The following is a 15,509-nucleotide window of genomic DNA, read 5'->3' on the forward strand; positions in this document are numbered from 1 at the left end:
GCTTAGTCGAGACGGGGCGCCGACGGCGTCTCGCCGGCCAGTTGGCCCGCCGCCGATTGCAGCCGCATGAGCAGGCGCTTGAGCAGGGTGACCTCCTCGGGCGCCAGCCCCGCGATAAGCGCCGCCTCGTAGGCCAGCGCCAGCGGCGCGATCTCGGCGAACAGGTTGCGCCCCTCTGCGGTCAGCGCCAGCAACTGGCTGCGCCCGTCGGCGGCGTTCTGTGAACGGCCCACCAGCCGGCGCTTCACCAGCCCCTGCGCGGCCCGGCTGACGGTGACCTTGTCCATCACGGTACGCGCGACGATCTGCACCTGGCTGAGCTGGCCGTCCTCGGCCAGCACGCACAGCAGCCGCCATTGCGGCACCGTGAGCCCGAACCGGTCTTCGTAGGCGCGGGCGATCAGCCCCGACACGGCGTTCGACGCCACCGACAGGCGGTACGGCAGATAGCCGTCGAGCCTTAGCCCGTCCTCGTCATCGGCGTCGGGCTTGGCGCTCATGCGCCGGCGACCTCCTGCTCGATGGCGCCGAAGATCGAGTGGCGCTTCTCGTCCGTCATCTGGATCCGCACCACGTCGCCCGTCTTCAGGAAGGGCGTCGACGGCTTGCCGTTCAGGATGGTCTCGACCGTGCGGACCTCCGCCAGGCACGAATAGCCAAGGCCGCCCTGGTCGATCGGCTTGCCGGGGCCGCCGTCGGCGTCGCGGTTCGAGACCGTGCCCGAGCCGATGATCGTGCCCGCCGACAACGCCCGGGTCTTCGCCGCGTGGGCGATCAGCGTCCCGAAGTCGAAGGTCATGTCCACCCCGGCGTCGGCCTCGCCGAGCGGCTTGCCGTTGAGCTCCACCTCGAGCTTTCCGTGCAGCTTGCCGTCCTTGAAGTTCGGCAGGGCGTCGGGCGTCACCGCCACCGGCGAGAAGGCCGAGGCCGGCTTCGACTGGAAGAAGCCGAAGTTCTTGGCCAGCTCGGCGGGGATCAGGTTCCGCAGGCTGACGTCGTTGCACAGCATCACGAGCCGGATCGCCGCCAGCCCCTCCTCCCGCGTGGCGCCCAGCGGTACGTCGCCGGTGACCACCGCGATCTCGCCCTCCATGTCGCAGCCCCACGCTTCGTCCTTCAGCGGGATCGGGTCGCGCGGCCCCAGGAAGCCGTCCGAGCCGCCCTGGTACATCAAGGGGTCGGTCCAGAAGCTTTCGGGCATGTCGGCGGCGCGGGCCTGCCGCACGAGGGCCACGTGGTTCACATAGGCCGAGCCGTCGGCCCACTGGTAGGCGCGCGGCAGCGGGCTCATGGCGTCGTGCTCGTGGAATCGCGCCTTCGGCACCGAGCCGTGCTCAAGGCTCTCGGCCAGGCCGCGCAGCTCCGGCTCGCAGCGCTCCCAGTCGTCCAGCGCCGCCTGCAGCGTCAGGGCGATGCGGTCGGCCGGCGAGTACCAGGCGAGGTCGTTCGAGACCACGACGAGGCGGCCGTCCCGGCCCCCCTTCAACGACGCCAGCTTCATCCTTCAGCCCCTTCCCTCGTTATCGTTCGCGTCAGCCGCACGCCGTCCTCGTAGGACCGCGGCTCGTAGACGACGACCTCCACCCGGATGTCGCCCCCCGTCTCATGTTCCCACATGTAGGCCCGCTCGAAGCAGACGTCGCGGCCTTCGGGTGTGAAGCCCTCGAAGGTGTCGCCCCACGGCGTGTGCTTCGAAAGCTGTGCCCAGCCCAGCGTCATGGCGCGGTCCAGTTCGTCCTGCGCGGCCGCCGTCAGGTCGTCCTGCAGGCTCACGCTCAGATCTCCACGCCGCGCGGCGCCGTGAATTCCGAGACCGGCGCATCGCCGGTGTTCACCACCTCGGACGGCTCGAAGATCATCACCTCGGCCTCCTCGTCCGAACCGGTCCGGTGCTCCACGCCGCGCGGGACCACGATCATCTGGCCCGGCTCCAGCTCCACCACCCGGTCCAGGAACTCCACCCGGAACCGGCCCTTGAAGACGAGGAACATCTCGTCGGCGTCCGCGTGCGTGTGCCAGGGAAACAGGCCGTGCGTCTTGACCAGCCGCACGTCCTGGCCGTTGAGCCGAGCGGCGGTCTTCGGCCGCCAATGCTCGGAGAAGCCGGCGAACTTCGCGGCGAGGTCGATGGCCGAGGGCGTGCTCACGCGCCCTTCCAGCTATCGACGTAGGCCGGGTTCTCCACCGAGGCCGCCGCATCGCCGACGTCCAGCGGGTCGCGCGTGTCGATCATCACCGCATATTCGTCGGTCGCCGGCTTGGGCTGCGCAAGCATGTTCTTCAGCGCCTTCGGATGCGGCCCGTGCGTGAACCCGCTCGGATGGAAGGTCATCATGCCCGCTTCGATGTGGTCGCGGCTGAAGAAATCGCCGGCGTGGTAGAACAGCACCTCGTCGTAGTCGTCGTTGTTGTGGAAGAATGGGATCTTCAGCGCCCCCGGGTCCGTCTCGAACGGGCGCGGCGCGAAGGTGCAGACCACGAAGCGGTCGCTGACGAAGGTCGAATGGACCGACGGCGGCAGGTGGTAGCGATGGCTCACCACCGGGCGGATATCCGCGACGTTCAGGCGCGCCGCCGCCAGGTCGCCGTGCCAGCCGACGGCGTCCAGCGGGTTGTAGGGATAGGTCACGACCGAGACCTGCCCGCGCTTCTTCACCTCGACGCGATACTCGCCGGGCTCGTCCTGGTGGGCGCGGAAGGCCTCGTCCATCACGGGGGTGTCCAGCAGCGCCGGGTCGAACAGCGCGTGGCCGCCCATCAGCCCCTTGTCGGGCAGCTTGTAGTGGGTGTTGGTGGCCTCGATCATCAGGATCGCGGTGGGCTGCGACGGCGCGAGCCGCCACATGGTCCCGCGCGGCAGGTAGAGGTAGTCCCCGGCGCGGTACGGCAGCCGGCCATAGTCGCAGAACACGTCGCCCTCGCCCTGGTGGACGAACAGGAGTTGGTCGCCGTCGGCGTTCCGGGCCAGGGCCGGCATCGGCTGCGCCAGCTTCCAGAAGCGCACGTCGATGGCGGCATTGTGCAGCACCGTTCCGGCGGCCCACGGCGACGGTTCCGCCGCGTTCAGTCGCGCAAGGTCGAAGGCGCGGGGCCGCAGGGGGCCTTCGAAGCTGGTCCACCCGGTGGGCGGGCGCTTGTGGTGCAGGAAGGCGGCGGGTCCGAAGAACCCCTCCTTCGACATCTCCCGCTCATAGGTCCCCTCCGGCAGGTCGGCGTGCGCCTGGCGCGAATGCGTCCCCTGCGCCGCCCGGATCGGAAGCCAGTCACCCTTCGCCATCACGGATCGTCCTTGTAGACGCCGACGACCAGCGGCTGGCCGTCGGCGATGCGGGCCCGGTACATGCCCGAGGTATTGAAGCTCCAGGCCATCTGGCCGTCGGGCGCGACGGCGATCACGCCGCCCTCCCCGCCCAGGGCCGTCAGGTCGTCCTGGACCACATGGTTGGCCGCCGCCTGCAGCGAAAGGCCCTTGTGCTGGACCAGGGCGTTGATCTCGTGCGCCACGCCCAAGCGGATGAAGTACTCGCCCGCGCCCGTGCACGACACCGCGCATCCCTTGTTGGACGCATAGGTCCCGGCGCCGATGATCGGGCTGTCCCCCACGCGGCCCCAGCGCTTGGCCGAACTGCCGCCGGTCGAGGTGCCGGCCGCGACGTTCCCCTCGCTATCGAGCGCGACGACGCCCACCGTGCCGTGCTTGCCTTCCTCGTGGACCAGCGCCGCCTTGCCCGACGCGTCCTCGGGCGCGCCGACGGGACGCGGCGGGATCGGCAGACCCAGCTTCGCCAGCCCCTTCTCCAGCGCGCGCCAGCGGCGCTCGGTGAAGAAGTAGATCGGGTCCACCTGCTCCAGCCCCTGGCTGCGGGCGAAGGCGTCGGCGCCCTCCCCGCCCAGCATCACGTGCGCCGACCCCTCGATCACCGCGCGGGCGGCCGAGATCGGGTGGCGGGTGGTCGTCACGCCCGCCACGGCGCCGGCGCCGAGCGTGCGGCCGTCCATGATCGAGGCGTCCAGTTCGTTGCGGCCCTCGGCGGTGAAGGCGGCCCCACGTCCGGCGTTGAACAGCGGGTCGTCCTCCAGGACGTGGACCGCGGCCTCCACGGCGTCCATGGCCGAGCCGCCGGCGCGCAGCACCGCCGCGCCAGCCTCGGCCGCCACGCCCATGGCGTCGCGATAGGCGGCCTCCTGCTCGGGGCTGAGCTGGCCGCGGGCGATGGCGCCCGCGCCGCCGTGCGCCACCAGGGCCCACGTCATGGCCAGTTCCTCCCCCTCAGGGGGAGGTGTCGGCATGGCCGACGGAGGGGGCTTCCTCCCCGGCGGTACGAACGGCGGGCCTCCCCCCGGTTTGAGCGGAACCCCCCTCCGGCGCTCCGCGCCACCTCCCCCAAGGGGGGAGGAACTGGCTCGCGCATGTGAAAACCTCAGTCCTTCGCGGGCAGCACGCCCCGGCGAATCTGGTCCAGCTCGATCGACTCGAACAGGGCCTTGAAGTTGCCCTCGCCGAAGCCCTCGTTGCCCTTGCGCTGGATCAGCTCGAAGAAGATCGGGCCGATCATGTTCTCGGTGAAGATCTGCAGCAGCAGGCCCTGGCCCTCGCTGGGCGCGCCGTCGATCAGGATGCGGTCGGCCCGCAGCCGGTTCACGTTCTCGCCGTGGCCCGGCAGGCGCGCGTCGATGCCGTCGAAGTAGGTGTCGATGGTGTCCTGGAACTTCACGCCCTGGTCGCGCATCGTCTCGACCGAGGCATAGATGTCGTCGGTGCCCAGCGCGATGTGCTGGATGCCCTCGCCCTTGTAGTCCTTCAGGAACTCCTCGATCTGCGAGTGCTCGTCCTGGCTCTCGTTCAGCGGGATGCGGATCTTGCCGTCCGGGCTGGTCATCGCCTTCGACAGCAGGGCGGTCTGCTTGCCCTCGATGTCGAAGTAGCGGATCTCGCGGAAATTGAAGATCTTTTCGTAGAAGTCCGCCCACTTCACCATGTTGCCGCGGTGCACGTTGTGGGTCAGGTGGTCGAGATAGGTCAGGCCCTTGGCGTTCTTCGCCATTTGCTCTTCGGCGCCCGGGATCGGGACGAAGTCGACGTCGTAGATCTCCTGCGCGCCATAGCGGTCGACGAGGTAGAGGTTCGAGCCGCCGATCCCCTCGATCGCGGGGATGTTCAGTTCCATCGGCCCCACCGGCCCCAGCACCGGCTTGGCGCCGCGTTCGACCGCCAGCTTGAAGGCCTTGGCGGCGTCGCGCACCCGGAAGGCCATGGCGTTGGCCGATGGCCCGTGCTCGGCGCGGAAGGCGGCGGCCTGGCCGGCCGGCTCCATGTTGAGGATGAAGTTGATGTCGCCCTGGCGGAACCGCAGCACGTTCTTGGAGCGGTGCTTGCTCACCGCCGTGAAGCCCATCTTCTCGAACAGGTCCTTCAGACGCTCCGGCTCGGGCGAGGTGAACTCGACGAACTCGAACCCGTCCGTGCCCAGCGGGTTGTCGAAGAGGTCGCGGGTCGCGGCGGGGGTCTGGACGTTCATCGGTGGGCCTCCTGTTCGGCGGCAGTTGGTATCATCTGAAACCAGTTTGCGGAAGTGCCAAGACAACCGCAATCGCCCCTGCTAGCTGAAACGCTCGAATCTCCTCCTGGATCGCGCATGTTCCGAAAGCTCTATGACTGGGTGATGCGGCTGGCCGCCTCGCGGCACGCGCCGGCGGCCCTGGCGGTGGTCTCTTTCGCCGAGAGCTCGTTCTTCCCGATCCCGCCCGACGTGATGCTCGCGCCCATGGTGGCGGCGCGACCCAACAAGGCCTTCGTCTATGCGGGCATCTGCACCGCCGCCTCGGTGATCGGCGGCCTGCTGGGCTACGCGATCGGCGTCTTCCTGGAGCCCCTGGGCGAGGCGATCCTGCGGATCTTCGGCCATGCGGACGGGCGGGCCGAGTTCCAGCACTGGTTCGACCAGTGGGGCCTGTGGGTCATCCTCATCAAGGGCGCCACCCCCATCCCCTACAAGCTGGTGACCATCACCGCCGGGTTCGCCCGCTTCGACCTCTTCACCTTCGTCTGGGCGTCGATCCTGACCCGGGGCATCCGCTTCTTCGCCGTGGCGACGGTGCTCAAGTTCTACGGCCCCGCCCTTCTGGCCGAGTTCGAGCGGCGCATGAACCTCTACGGCGTCCTGCTGCTGGTGCTGCTCGTCGGCGGATTCGCGGCGCTCAAGTTCTTTGGCTAGCGTCGGTTTTCGCGCCATAAGGGCCGCCGGATGACGAACTTGCTTCGACCCTTCCTCGACCGCTGGCGGCTCTGCGCCGTCCTGGTGGCCGCCGCGATGCTGGCGACGGCCCACGCCTTCGAGACCTTCGGCGGCTACGCGCCCTGCACGCTCTGCCTGCGCCAGCGCGAGGTCTATTGGGCCATCCTCGGCGTCGGCGCCGCCTTCATGGTGGTGGTCCGCATGCCCGGCGGACCGCGCTGGCGCGAGGCCACCTGCTGGGTCCTCGGCCTGATGTTCCTCGCCGGCTGCGGCCTCGCCGTCTACCACGCCGGGGCCGAGTGGAAGTTCTGGCCGGGTCCACAGGCCTGCTCCTCCGGCGGGGGGACGGTCAATGCGGCCGACCTGTCCGCGTTCCTGGAGGGCGCGAAGGTCAAGCCGCCCGCCTGCGACGAGGCGCCGTGGGTGTTCGCGGGCCTGTCCATGGCCGGCTGGAACGCGGTCGTCTCGCTGGTCCTGGCGATCGTCAGCGGGCTGGCGGCCATCAGGGAGCGCGGCAAGCGATGACCGAACGCGCGATCCCGCCCCGGCCGGGCCGCGGGGCCCAGGCCGCCCGGCTGGCCGAAATCCTGCGCGTCGACCACGCCGGCGAACTCGCCGCCGTGCAGATCTATCGCGGCCAGCGAGCGGTGATGGGCGCGGCGTCCGGCAAGGCGCAGCTCGCGGCCCATTTCCACGAGCTGGAAGGCCAGGAAGCCGAGCATCTCGCCCGTTTCGACAAGCTGCTGAACGAGAGGCGCGTCCGCCCCACGGTGATGGCGCCGGTCTGGCGGCTGGCGGGCTTCGCCCTCGGCGCAGGTACGGCCCTGCTGGGCGAGAAGGCGGCCCACGCCTGCACCGAGGCGGTCGAGAGTGTGATCGAGCAGCACTATGCCGGCCAGATCGCCGAACTCGAGGGGCGCGACCCCGAGCTGGCGGCCGAGCTCACGAAGTTCCGCGACGAGGAGATCGCCCACCGCGACCAGGCGGTGGATGAAGGCGCGCGCGAAGCCCCCGGCTACGCCCTGCTATCGGCCGTCATCGGCGCCGGCTGCCGGGCCGCGATCAAGATCAGCGAGAAGATCTAGCGCACGATTTCGAGGAGCCTGCCGGCCGCTCGCCGTCCTGACCTATTTCGGCTTCGGCAACTCGGTCATCGCAGGCGGAGGGGCGGCGGGCAGCTCGGCCCAGTCCACCAGTTCGATATCGAAGATCAGGGTCTTGCCCGACAGCCGCGAACCGGCCTGTCCGTAGGCGAACTCGGGCGGGATGCGCACCCGCCACTTGTCCCCCGGCTGCATCTGCATCAGCGCCGCCTGGAAGCCGCCGATCAGCCCGCGTAGCGGGAAGACGGCCGTCCCTCCGGCGCCGCCCTTCCCGTCCGACGTGTCGAAGACCGACCCGTCCTCCAGCCGCCCCACATAGCGGACCTGCACCGCGCTGGCGCGCACCGGCGGCGGCTTCGTCTTCGGGCCAGCCTGCAGCACTGTGTAGCTGACGGCCGGCATCGTCCGCTCCTGCGCCATCGCCGGCACGGCCGACCCGAGGCAAAGCGTCAGGGCGAGCGCGCCGCCCGCCAACTTGAGGCGCATCATTCCGGTATCCCCGCCTCCTTCAGCACGAACTCCACCCCAGCCACTGCCCGGTCGCCGTGGGTCAGGCCCAGCATCGTCGTGTGGCTGGCGGCGTCGATGTTCTCCACCATCCCCGCGCGCGCGGCCTTGGCCGGCGCCTGGCGCACGGCGTTCCAGACGTCCATCTGCGGCGACGGCGGGCCGGCGGTGATCACCGCCACCGGCCATTCCGGCGGATAGTCGCCCGCGGCCTTGGCCTGGGTCGCCGCGGCGCGCCATTGCAGCACCTCGGCATAGGCCGCGCGGCTCTGCCGGGCCGAGATGAAGCCCCGCCGCTTCTCGGCCTTGCCGGCCGGCGGAAGGCCGATCCGGTCGCCCCACCAGTACAGCGGCGCCTTCAGCGGCCCCGCCGTCGCGCCCAGCCGCGCCAGGTCGGTCATCCGCGCCACGAACCGCTCGGCGCCCGGCAGCTCGATCATCTGCGGCGTCACCGCGTCCAGCAGCACCACCCCCACCACCTTGTCCGGATGACGCAGCGCATACTGGCGCACGTAGAGCCCGGCCATCGAGTGGCCCATCAGCACGAACGGCCCCGTCTCGCCCGAGGCGGCGATCAGCTTCTCCAGGTCGCCCACGATGGCGTCGCCGTCGCGCGGCGCCGGCCCCGGATCCGACCAGCCCATCCCCGCGCGATCGTAGGCGCAGGAGCGCAGACCCTTGGCCGACAGCTTCTGCTGGATCGCCGCGAAGTCGGCCGCACCGCTGAACGCCCCGGCTTCCATCCAAACCACCGGCCGGTCCGAGCGCGGGCCCTCGCAGACGAGGCGCAGCCGTCGTCCGCCGATGTCCACCAGATCGCCGCGCGGGGTCACGCTCCGGGCGACCGCCTCGGCGGCGACGGCGACCGCGCCGAAAGCGGCGACCAGCCCCAGGACCAGGAGGAGGATCAGGCGCAGCATGCCCCATCCCTACGCTGGCCCGCCGATATAAGGAAACCCCCGGTCCGGGGCTGACGGACCGGGGGCTCTTGGGGCTGTGACGGCGGCTGAAACCTCGCCGTCGGAGGGAAAACTTCAACCGGCGGAAGAAAGTTGCGTTCACCCTGCCCGAGAAAAACATCCATGTATCGCGAATCCTGGAACCGACTTGTTGCTGCAGCATTGTGAAGCTGCGGCTTTCACTGGCCACCCGACGATGGCGATTGCCGGCCGCAGGCGCCCCCGTTCCGCCCCCCGCGGCGGGGGCGCTTATCCTCTCTGGTCTTGCATCTCTCAGGATTGGACGCCGAGTCGCCAAGGGCTGTTCGATGGCGGCCGGCGTCCAGCGGGAGCCCCCGGTTCAACGTCACCGCGCCGGGGGCTCCCGTTCCCCAGCGGCGCCGGGCTATGGTCCGCGTCCCATCGGGAGGAGCACCACATGTTCTCGCACATCATGGTCGGCACGAACGACCTCGACCGCGCCAAGACCTTCTACGACAAGCTGTTGGGGACGCTGGGCGTCGGCCCGGCGATGGTCGACGGCCACCGCATCTTCTACCTCTCGCCGGCCGGCGTCTTCGCGGTCTCGAAGCCCATCGACGGCAAGGCCGCCACCTTCGCCAACGGCGGCACCATCGGCTTCGCCTGCAGTTCGCCCGACCAGGTCAAGGCCTGGCACGATGCCGGCGTCGCGGCGGGCGGCGTCTCGTGCGAAGAGCCCCCGGGCGTTCGCGAGGGCAGCGTCGGCAAGATGTACCTCGCCTACCTGCGCGACCCGGACGGCAACAAGCTCTGCGCCATGCACCGCCTCTGATCGGTCGCTACTTCGGACGCGGGAGACTGAACATCTCCCGCGCCACCGGCCGGGCGTCCGCGCCGTCCACGCGCCGCTCCAGCGGTTTCGGCAGGCCGCCGCCCGTGGTCACATAGCGGAACGGGACCATCACCGGCCCGGCGTGGCGCCAGTCCGCCATCTCCACCGTCAGCGGCTGCGTCCCTCGCACCTCGACCATCCGGCCCGGCAGGCCGCTCTTGCGGTCGAACCACACCTCGCGCGGCTCGCCGCCGTTGGGATGGATGCGCAGCACGTCGTAGCTGCGCCCGCCCGCCGGCCGCACGCCCAGGTGCGCGCTGCGCACGTCGAAGCGGCTCGGGAAGAAATAGCCGTAGCCGGCGAAATAGGCCTCCGACAGCGCCTGGGTCATGGTCGGCGCCGGCGCCTTGGCCCGGTCGAAGCCGTTCGGCAGCAGGCTCCACGCGCCATAGCCGTTGAACCCGCGCACCAGCTTGCCGCCCGGCGCCTCGACCTCGGTGCGCAGGCCGAAGCGCAGCACGTCGACCCAGCGCTCGTAGCGCTGCCCATCCTCCACGCCCGTCTCGTGCAGCCCGGCGATCTTGCTCCAGGCCGGCCCGCCGGCCGCCTTGCGCGCCCGGTCCAGCACCGCCTGCACGCCCGGCCCGTACTCGGCCGCCGCCACGCCGGGGACGAGCGACGCGCCCGCCGCCAGACCGAGAAATCGCCTGCGCTCCATCGTCCGAACCAACCCGCCAAGCATGTCCACAATGCGGCCCGCCGGCCGCACGGCCTCAATCGCCGCCCGGGCCCTCCACGTCCACCCCGCGCAGGCGAAGCTGGCTGATCACCCCGCCCTCGGCCAGCAGCGGGCGCAGGCTGACCACCGCCACCGAATGTCCGGGGGTCTCCAGCGCGTTGACGATCGCCGCCGCCTGGTCGGCCGTCATCCGCCGCCACAGCTCGGGCCCGCCGCCCAGCAGCAGCAGGCACTTCTCGAAGCTGCGCGGCGCGGTCAGCGCCTGGCCCACGTCGCCCCGCGCCCAGCCCTCGGCCGCCGCCCGGCCCTGGGCCCGCGACGCCTCCAGGTCCTTCAGCGCCCCGTCCAGGCACTGCTCGTGCACCGAGGGCGTCAGCGAGGCCAGCGCCGTGTTCACGAACGGCACGGCCTTGTACCGCGCCGGGTCCACCACCTTCACCTTGTCGGCCTTCGCCAGCTTGATGATCTGGTCCATGGTCGACGGCGCCGTCTGCGCCTTCTGCACGTCCTCGGTGAGCTGCGCGCCGGCCATCAGCGGGGTCCAGCCGGCATAGCGCTTGGCCGGCAGCCCGGCCCGCTCCCGCGCCGCCACGAACCGGCTGCGCAGCGGCTCGCGCAGGCTCTCCTCCAGCGGCGTCTTCGACCGCAGCTTCGCCCGCGCCCGCAGCAGCGCCGGCACGTCGCCCAGCCCGGCCCGCAGGCTCACCCGCGTGCCGACGATCAGGCTGTTGGCCCCCTTCAGCCGCCGCTGCAGCCACCGCTGGTCCCAGGCCAGCCCCTTGGGCAGCCGCTCGTCCGACAGGGCCAGGATGTACACCGTGGTGTCCGCGTCCGAGACCTTCCACCACGCCGGCCCCGGCTCGCGCGCCTGCACCACCAGCTCCGAGACGATGTTCGCCTCGGGATCCTCGATCGCCGTCCGCGGCTGCGCCGCCGCGACACTCGCCGTCGCCATCCAAAGGGCCGCCACAAGGCCGCCCGCCATCGCTCTGCGCATGATCTCTCCCCGATCCGGTCGAACACGGATCGGCGGCGCTTGCGGCGAAACCTTGGCCATGGCGCGGACAGTTCGCGGCGCCGGCGTACCGGTACACGCCCCGGGATAGAGCGCCGGCCGCCTACCGCCGCCGGGCGCAGAGGGCGACGATCGCCGCGCCGGCGGCCACCACCAGGGCGTCTTCCACCAGGCCGCTGCGCGTCTGGCCCACCGCCGCGATCGCCCGCTTGCGCGCCGCCAGGGTCAGGTAGGCCAGCGGCACGGCCGTCCCCACCGCCACCGCCGCGCCCGCCTTCTCGCGGCCGCGCGGCGCCAGCGCCGCCCCGGCGATCCCCGCGCTGGCCACCCGCGCCAGCAGGCCCAGGAACACGGTCCGGTCCGGGGCCGACTTCATCTTGTCGCCCAGCAGCTCGCCCGCCCCCATCGCCAGCGCCCCGAAGCGGAACAGCGGATGGTCCAGCAGAACCAGCCGCCCGGGCAGCCGCCCGCCCGCCAGCCGCGCCGTCGACAGCGCCGCCATCGGCGTCATCGACCGCGCGCTCGCAACAGCGCCGATCAGGGCGGACGGAACCAGGTCGAGCATCTTCATCGATGCTGAACACCCAGGCTGCGCCCAGGTTCACGCCGAGCGCCCGGACGCGCTCCGGTTGCAGTTTTAGACACGCGATGCGCGAGCGATCTTGCCCCGGTGGCGAAAGGGTTAATGATCCCTCTCCTGTTCATTGGGGTTCGTTCACATGCGTACAGTCAGCTTTGCCGCCGCCGCGGCCATCGCCATCGCCGCGTTTGCGGCGCCCGCCCAGGCCGACACCGTCGTCTTCAGCAAGGCCGGAACCATCCAGGCCGACGCGTTCGCCCAGTTCGTCGCCCTGCCCGGCGCCGGGACCTACGACATCGCGTTCACCAGCTCGAGCGACGCCGACTACGTTTTCAGCGTCGGCTACGACTATCACTGGGACATCTTCCGCGCGCCGGCGCCCCGGCCGCACAGCGAGTTCATCGACGGCAGCAACGGCGACGTCACCATCTACAACGCCGCTGTCGGAAGCGCCTTCACCTACTCCTTCGTCATCCCGGAGATGACCCGCGAGTACTTCCTGTCCGACAGCTACTACACGATCTACGGCGTGCCGGAGGGGACCGAGCTCTACCGCGAGACCCGCTGGGAAAACCCCCGCGTCTTCGCCCAGGTCTGGCCGATCTCGTTCGACGACGGGACCTACAGCGTCACCATCACCCGCCGCGACCCGGTCCAGGGCGTGCCCGAGCCCGCCACCTGGGCCTTGCTCATCGCCGGCTTCGCGGCCACCGGCTCGGCGCTCCGCCGTCGCCGCGCCGCGCTCGCCTGATCCCGGACGCCAGGCCTTCCTGCCGCCAGGCCTCCCGTCGCCCGGCCTTCCCGTCGCCCGGTGGCGCGGAAGGCCGGAACCCGACCGGCGCCCCACTCATCCCACCGCCTCACCCGCCCCCCGGCAGCCGCCCGTACCCCGCCGGCGGGCGCCAGCCCGGCGTGTCCTCGCGCTCCACGTGCCCGGTCTCGGGGTTTGGGCACCAGGCCACCACCTTCCGCTCGCCGGTCTGTGGGTCCACCTCGACGCCGAAGTGCCGGAACAGCGTCTTCACCACCTCCGGCCCCCGCTCGGGCTCCACGGTCTTCAGGCGGAACACCCGCGGCGCCATCACCCCGGCCAGCCAGCGCAGGTGCCCCAGCCGCACGCCGGTCAGGTAGGCCGTCTCCGGCGTCGCCGCCAACGCCATGTCCCAGCCCTCGTCGCTCAGCACCTCGGCGCGGATCCGCATGCCCAGTTGCACCCGCTCCTCGAACTCCGGGAACCGCCGCCGCCAGTAGAACAGCGTCGACAGGCTGGGCATGGTCGGGTCGCGCCCGATGGCCGTCAGGCTCTGCCCCTCGCACAGCCGCTCGAACACCTCGTCCGCCACCTCCTCGCTGATCGTGAACGCCGGCCCGCACGTCCCCGCCGGCCGCCCCCCGGCCCGCCGCGCCTCCAGCAGCGCCGCCGCGAAGTCCGGCTTGGCCTTCGCCCACTTCGCCACCGCCTCGGCCGTCGGCATCCCCCGCGTCCGGGCGATGTGATACAGCAGCTCCCCCCGCGCCAGCCGCGCGCACAGCTTCACCGCCACCTCCGGCGAATAGCGCACATAGGTGCGCGGCTTCTTCCGCTTGCCGCCGCTCTTGCCCCCGCCCCGCCCGTGGGCGCTGCCGCTCTGCGCAGCGTCCCCGCCGGCCGCAGGCGCGCACACAGCCGCCGTCGCCGCAGGATCCATGTCCTCCGCCATCGCACCATCTCTCGACTGTCCAGAAAGCCACGCCGCCGCGCCCCAGGCGCAGTCATCGACGCTGCCCGAACCCTAGCCCAATCCGCGCGCAAAATCAAGAACAAACGAAGAACATCATGGCCGGGCTCGGGCCGGCCATCCATTCCAGGGCGCCGGCCAGCCGGCCCTTCCCACTTCCAACTCGTCATCCCCGGGCTCGTCCCGGGGATCCAGAAGCGCCGAAAAGTCTCAGCCAGCCGCCGCCGCACCGCCGCGCGCGAACCCCCGCCCGGCGCATCTGGATGGCCGGGACAAGCCCGGCCATGACGAGCAAAGAGAGAGGTGGTCCCGCGTCCGCCAGGACGCACCCCACCCTGAAGGCCACGGTCAGCCCCTGCCGGGAGGGTTGGAGCTTAGCCAAGGATGGGCGCCCACCGCCCCAGCGGCGGCCCATTCCATCCCCGCTGGGGGTGGCGAGCGAAGCGAGGGGGGCCGATGCGCGCCAGCGCATCGGAAGGCCGTCCTTGAGGAAGCGGAAGAGGCTGGCATGCTGCGGTAGGGCCTTCGCCATCCCCGCCCGCCACACAAGGAGCCGTCCGCGACCATGCCCGACCACGCATCCCGCAAGACAAGCTTCGCGCCGCTCGCCGACGACCGGACACGCGTGCTCGTCCTGGGCTCCCTGCCGGGCGAAATTTCGCTCCAACGCCGACAGTACTACGCCCACCCGACCAACCAGTTCTGGCGGCTCATGGCGCCCGTCGTCGCGGCCGACCTCGCCGCCTTGGACTACGAGACGCGCCTGGCCGCGCTGCTGAACGCCGGCGTGGGCCTGTGGGACGTCGTCGGCTCGGCGACGCGAACCGGCAGCCTGGACTCGGATATCCGGGGGTACAGCGCCAACCCTCTCGCGGCGGCGCTCGACCGCTTCCCGTCCGTGCGCGCCCTCGCCTTCAACGGCGGCAAGGCCCTCGCCATCGGCCGTCGCCAGCTCCAAGGCCACCCCCACATCACGCTCGTTCCGCTTCCGTCGAGCAGCGCGGCCTACTGCGCGATCCCGTTCGAAGCCAAACTGTCCAAATGGCTGCTGCTGCGACCGCTGCTGGCCGCCGGCTAGGCGGAAGAGGCTGGCATGCTGCGGTCGGCGCTCTCAGCGACCAGCCTCGTCCTGCCGGCTAAAGGCGCACCTCTTCAACACCGCCGGCGCGTTCAGCCTCCCAGGCCCGCGCAAAGTTCACGACCTCGTCCAACGGTTCATTCGGGTGCGATGTCGTGCAGAGAAAGCCCTCGGGATCGGACCCATCGCCCACCACGAGATCGTTGACGAGTTCTTCGAGGCGCTCACTGTCCGGCCCGACGATCGCAACGAGCGAAACCCCGTGACGGAGACACCGCTCCACGAAATCCCCCAGCGCAGTCTCGTCCGAGATCGGCGCGTGGAGAATGGTCCTCGCACTGAGCGTCATCTGAAACTCCCCCAGTACTCCAGAATGAAGAAGCCGAGCCGTTCCTCCAGAAGCCTTGCGACGCGACGCGCGTCGTCCTCGGTTTCGACGACGATGCCGTCCATCAGGACGCCGTGGCCGCCGTCCTCATAGGCCACCGGACCCCACGCCAACATGCTCGGTTCAAACCCGACCTCCGAAAACTCGGCGTCCCAAAAGGGCAGCGAGAGGTGCGTCCACGGCGTCGGAAGCGCGTCTATCTCCACGGCGCCATTGCCGGAGCCCCAGGCGGCGGCCCCCACCATGATCGGAATGTCCATCATAACTCGCAACGCAGGGCTCCGCGTCCACCGACAGGTCGCATCCTCGGCCTGATGCGCTAACAGCAGCTTCCATTTTCTGGCTAACACCGCACCCGCCATGCGCCACCGCGCCATGGCGCACGTCCGCCCG

21 protein-coding genes are annotated in these 15,509 nt (G+C 70.8%); 6 read left to right on the plus strand and 15 right to left on the minus strand.

Annotated features, from left to right (window positions below; all coding sequences use genetic code 11):
- Positions 1–2: 2 nt before the first annotated feature.
- The 7 genes from Q0L11_RS06035 to hppD form a co-directional block, all read right to left on the minus strand.
- Positions 3–500: a MarR family winged helix-turn-helix transcriptional regulator gene (locus tag Q0L11_RS06035; protein WP_296596059.1), complete on the minus strand. Its 498-nt coding sequence runs from the start codon at positions 498–500 to the stop codon at positions 3–5.
- The gene (locus tag Q0L11_RS06040) at positions 497–1,501 is read right to left on the minus strand and encodes a fumarylacetoacetate hydrolase family protein (protein ID WP_296596060.1); all 1,005 of its coding nucleotides are present in this window, start codon (positions 1,499–1,501) and stop codon (positions 497–499) included. The genes Q0L11_RS06035 and Q0L11_RS06040 overlap by 4 nt, the downstream gene beginning before the upstream one ends.
- Entirely contained in the window at positions 1,498–1,773 is a 276-nt protein-coding gene (locus Q0L11_RS06045) for a hypothetical protein (RefSeq protein ID WP_296596061.1), read from the minus strand. Before Q0L11_RS06045 ends, Q0L11_RS06040 begins: the two co-directional genes overlap by 4 nt.
- A 2-nt stretch (positions 1,774–1,775) precedes the next feature.
- Complete coding sequence (locus Q0L11_RS06050) at positions 1,776–2,147, minus strand: cupin domain-containing protein (protein ID WP_296596062.1); 372 nt, start codon at positions 2,145–2,147, stop codon at positions 1,776–1,778.
- A complete protein-coding gene (locus Q0L11_RS06055) occupies positions 2,144–3,277 on the minus strand; it encodes a homogentisate 1,2-dioxygenase (protein ID WP_296596063.1) in 1,134 nt (377 codons plus the stop codon). The genes Q0L11_RS06050 and Q0L11_RS06055 overlap by 4 nt, the downstream gene beginning before the upstream one ends.
- Complete coding sequence (locus Q0L11_RS06060; protein ID WP_296596064.1) at positions 3,277–4,254, minus strand: isoaspartyl peptidase/L-asparaginase family protein; 978 nt, start codon at positions 4,252–4,254, stop codon at positions 3,277–3,279. Before Q0L11_RS06060 ends, Q0L11_RS06055 begins: the two co-directional genes overlap by 1 nt.
- 167 nt (positions 4,255–4,421) lie before the next feature.
- The gene (hppD, locus tag Q0L11_RS06065; RefSeq protein WP_296596065.1) at positions 4,422–5,519 is read right to left on the minus strand and encodes a 4-hydroxyphenylpyruvate dioxygenase; all 1,098 of its coding nucleotides are present in this window, start codon (positions 5,517–5,519) and stop codon (positions 4,422–4,424) included.
- A gap of 117 nt (positions 5,520–5,636) precedes the next feature.
- Here hppD and Q0L11_RS06070 point away from each other — a divergent pair, with 117 nt between their 5' ends.
- From Q0L11_RS06070 to Q0L11_RS06080, 3 genes are read left to right on the plus strand one after another with little or no spacing between them, the layout of a single operon-like run.
- Positions 5,637–6,215, plus strand: coding sequence for a YqaA family protein (locus tag Q0L11_RS06070; RefSeq protein WP_296596066.1), 579 nt, complete (start codon positions 5,637–5,639; stop codon positions 6,213–6,215).
- A 30-nt stretch (positions 6,216–6,245) separates the two neighbouring features.
- The gene (locus tag Q0L11_RS06075) at positions 6,246–6,761 is read left to right on the plus strand and encodes a disulfide bond formation protein B (RefSeq protein WP_296596067.1); all 516 of its coding nucleotides are present in this window, start codon (positions 6,246–6,248) and stop codon (positions 6,759–6,761) included.
- Positions 6,758–7,321 (plus strand): demethoxyubiquinone hydroxylase family protein, encoded by a 564-nt coding sequence (locus tag Q0L11_RS06080; protein WP_296596068.1) that lies wholly within the window; start codon positions 6,758–6,760, stop codon positions 7,319–7,321. The genes Q0L11_RS06075 and Q0L11_RS06080 overlap by 4 nt, the downstream gene beginning before the upstream one ends.
- A 42-nt stretch (positions 7,322–7,363) precedes the next feature.
- On the opposite strand, the gene Q0L11_RS06085 is transcribed toward Q0L11_RS06080, so the two are convergent.
- Entirely contained in the window at positions 7,364–7,825 is a 462-nt protein-coding gene (locus Q0L11_RS06085) for an FKBP-type peptidyl-prolyl cis-trans isomerase (protein WP_296596069.1), read from the minus strand.
- Entirely contained in the window at positions 7,825–8,766 is a 942-nt protein-coding gene (locus tag Q0L11_RS06090) for an alpha/beta fold hydrolase (RefSeq protein ID WP_296596070.1), read from the minus strand. Before Q0L11_RS06090 ends, Q0L11_RS06085 begins: the two co-directional genes overlap by 1 nt.
- A gap of 457 nt (positions 8,767–9,223) precedes the next feature.
- Between Q0L11_RS06090 and Q0L11_RS06095 the strand changes: the two genes are divergently transcribed.
- Entirely contained in the window at positions 9,224–9,598 is a 375-nt protein-coding gene (locus Q0L11_RS06095; RefSeq protein ID WP_296596071.1) for a VOC family protein, read from the plus strand.
- A gap of 7 nt (positions 9,599–9,605) precedes the next feature.
- On the opposite strand, the gene Q0L11_RS06100 is transcribed toward Q0L11_RS06095, so the two are convergent.
- The 3 genes from Q0L11_RS06100 to Q0L11_RS06110 form a co-directional block, all read right to left on the minus strand.
- Positions 9,606–10,316 carry a hypothetical protein gene (locus Q0L11_RS06100; RefSeq protein WP_296596072.1) on the minus strand — a complete coding sequence of 237 codons (711 nt, stop codon included), beginning with the start codon at positions 10,314–10,316 and terminating at the stop codon, positions 9,606–9,608.
- 55 nt (positions 10,317–10,371) lie between these two features.
- A complete protein-coding gene (locus Q0L11_RS06105) occupies positions 10,372–11,334 on the minus strand; it encodes a TraB/GumN family protein (protein ID WP_296596074.1) in 963 nt (320 codons plus the stop codon).
- 121 nt (positions 11,335–11,455) lie between these two features.
- Positions 11,456–11,923 (minus strand): hypothetical protein, encoded by a 468-nt coding sequence (locus Q0L11_RS06110; protein WP_296596075.1) that lies wholly within the window; start codon positions 11,921–11,923, stop codon positions 11,456–11,458.
- 148 nt (positions 11,924–12,071) lie between these two features.
- Between Q0L11_RS06110 and Q0L11_RS06115 the strand changes: the two genes are divergently transcribed.
- Positions 12,072–12,683: a PEPxxWA-CTERM sorting domain-containing protein gene (locus tag Q0L11_RS06115; protein ID WP_296596076.1), complete on the plus strand. Its 612-nt coding sequence runs from the start codon at positions 12,072–12,074 to the stop codon at positions 12,681–12,683.
- A 109-nt stretch (positions 12,684–12,792) separates the two neighbouring features.
- Here Q0L11_RS06115 and Q0L11_RS06120 read toward each other — a convergent pair whose 3' ends face one another.
- Positions 12,793–13,632 (minus strand): hypothetical protein, encoded by an 840-nt coding sequence (locus Q0L11_RS06120; RefSeq protein ID WP_296596077.1) that lies wholly within the window; start codon positions 13,630–13,632, stop codon positions 12,793–12,795.
- 583 nt (positions 13,633–14,215) lie between these two features.
- On the opposite strand from Q0L11_RS06120, the gene Q0L11_RS06125 reads away from it, so the two are divergent.
- Positions 14,216–14,728, plus strand: a complete 513-nt coding sequence (locus Q0L11_RS06125) for a DNA-deoxyinosine glycosylase (protein WP_296596078.1) — start codon at positions 14,216–14,218, stop codon at positions 14,726–14,728.
- Between the two features lie 58 nt (positions 14,729–14,786).
- On the opposite strand, the gene Q0L11_RS06130 is transcribed toward Q0L11_RS06125, so the two are convergent.
- Entirely contained in the window at positions 14,787–15,077 is a 291-nt protein-coding gene (locus tag Q0L11_RS06130; RefSeq protein WP_296596079.1) for a hypothetical protein, read from the minus strand.
- Entirely contained in the window at positions 15,074–15,376 is a 303-nt protein-coding gene (locus Q0L11_RS06135; RefSeq protein WP_296596080.1) for a hypothetical protein, read from the minus strand. The genes Q0L11_RS06130 and Q0L11_RS06135 overlap by 4 nt, the downstream gene beginning before the upstream one ends.
- Positions 15,377–15,509: the final 133 nt, after the last annotated feature.

The organism is Phenylobacterium sp. (assembly GCF_024508875.1).
Classification (GTDB): Bacteria; Pseudomonadota; Alphaproteobacteria; order Caulobacterales; family Caulobacteraceae; genus Phenylobacterium.

What these genes read in the sequence shown, in the direction of transcription:
- Q0L11_RS06035 (WP_296596059.1), bottom strand. Translation starts at nt 500, where the DNA reads ATGAGCGCCAAGCCCGACGCCGATGACGAGGACGGGCTAAGGCTCGAC.
- Q0L11_RS06040 (WP_296596060.1), bottom strand. Translation starts at nt 1,501, where the DNA reads ATGAAGCTGGCGTCGTTGAAGGGGGGCCGGGACGGCCGCCTCGTCGTG.
- Q0L11_RS06055 (WP_296596063.1), bottom strand. Translation starts at nt 3,277, where the DNA reads ATGGCGAAGGGTGACTGGCTTCCGATCCGGGCGGCGCAGGGGACGCAT.
- Q0L11_RS06060 (WP_296596064.1), bottom strand. Translation starts at nt 4,254, where the DNA reads ATGACGTGGGCCCTGGTGGCGCACGGCGGCGCGGGCGCCATCGCCCGC.
- hppD (WP_296596065.1), bottom strand. Translation starts at nt 5,519, where the DNA reads ATGAACGTCCAGACCCCCGCCGCGACCCGCGACCTCTTCGACAACCCG.
- Q0L11_RS06070 (WP_296596066.1), top strand. Translation starts at nt 5,637, where the DNA reads ATGTTCCGAAAGCTCTATGACTGGGTGATGCGGCTGGCCGCCTCGCGG.
- Q0L11_RS06075 (WP_296596067.1), top strand. Translation starts at nt 6,246, where the DNA reads ATGACGAACTTGCTTCGACCCTTCCTCGACCGCTGGCGGCTCTGCGCC.
- Q0L11_RS06080 (WP_296596068.1), top strand. Translation starts at nt 6,758, where the DNA reads ATGACCGAACGCGCGATCCCGCCCCGGCCGGGCCGCGGGGCCCAGGCC.
- Q0L11_RS06085 (WP_296596069.1), bottom strand. Translation starts at nt 7,825, where the DNA reads ATGCGCCTCAAGTTGGCGGGCGGCGCGCTCGCCCTGACGCTTTGCCTC.
- Q0L11_RS06090 (WP_296596070.1), bottom strand. Translation starts at nt 8,766, where the DNA reads ATGCTGCGCCTGATCCTCCTCCTGGTCCTGGGGCTGGTCGCCGCTTTC.
- Q0L11_RS06095 (WP_296596071.1), top strand. Translation starts at nt 9,224, where the DNA reads ATGTTCTCGCACATCATGGTCGGCACGAACGACCTCGACCGCGCCAAG.
- Q0L11_RS06100 (WP_296596072.1), bottom strand. Translation starts at nt 10,316, where the DNA reads ATGGAGCGCAGGCGATTTCTCGGTCTGGCGGCGGGCGCGTCGCTCGTC.
- Q0L11_RS06105 (WP_296596074.1), bottom strand. Translation starts at nt 11,334, where the DNA reads ATGCGCAGAGCGATGGCGGGCGGCCTTGTGGCGGCCCTTTGGATGGCG.
- Q0L11_RS06110 (WP_296596075.1), bottom strand. Translation starts at nt 11,923, where the DNA reads ATGAAGATGCTCGACCTGGTTCCGTCCGCCCTGATCGGCGCTGTTGCG.
- Q0L11_RS06115 (WP_296596076.1), top strand. Translation starts at nt 12,072, where the DNA reads ATGCGTACAGTCAGCTTTGCCGCCGCCGCGGCCATCGCCATCGCCGCG.
- Q0L11_RS06120 (WP_296596077.1), bottom strand. Translation starts at nt 13,632, where the DNA reads ATGGCGGAGGACATGGATCCTGCGGCGACGGCGGCTGTGTGCGCGCCT.
- Q0L11_RS06125 (WP_296596078.1), top strand. Translation starts at nt 14,216, where the DNA reads ATGCCCGACCACGCATCCCGCAAGACAAGCTTCGCGCCGCTCGCCGAC.
- Q0L11_RS06130 (WP_296596079.1), bottom strand. Translation starts at nt 15,077, where the DNA reads ATGACGCTCAGTGCGAGGACCATTCTCCACGCGCCGATCTCGGACGAG.
- Q0L11_RS06135 (WP_296596080.1), bottom strand. Translation starts at nt 15,376, where the DNA reads ATGGACATTCCGATCATGGTGGGGGCCGCCGCCTGGGGCTCCGGCAAT.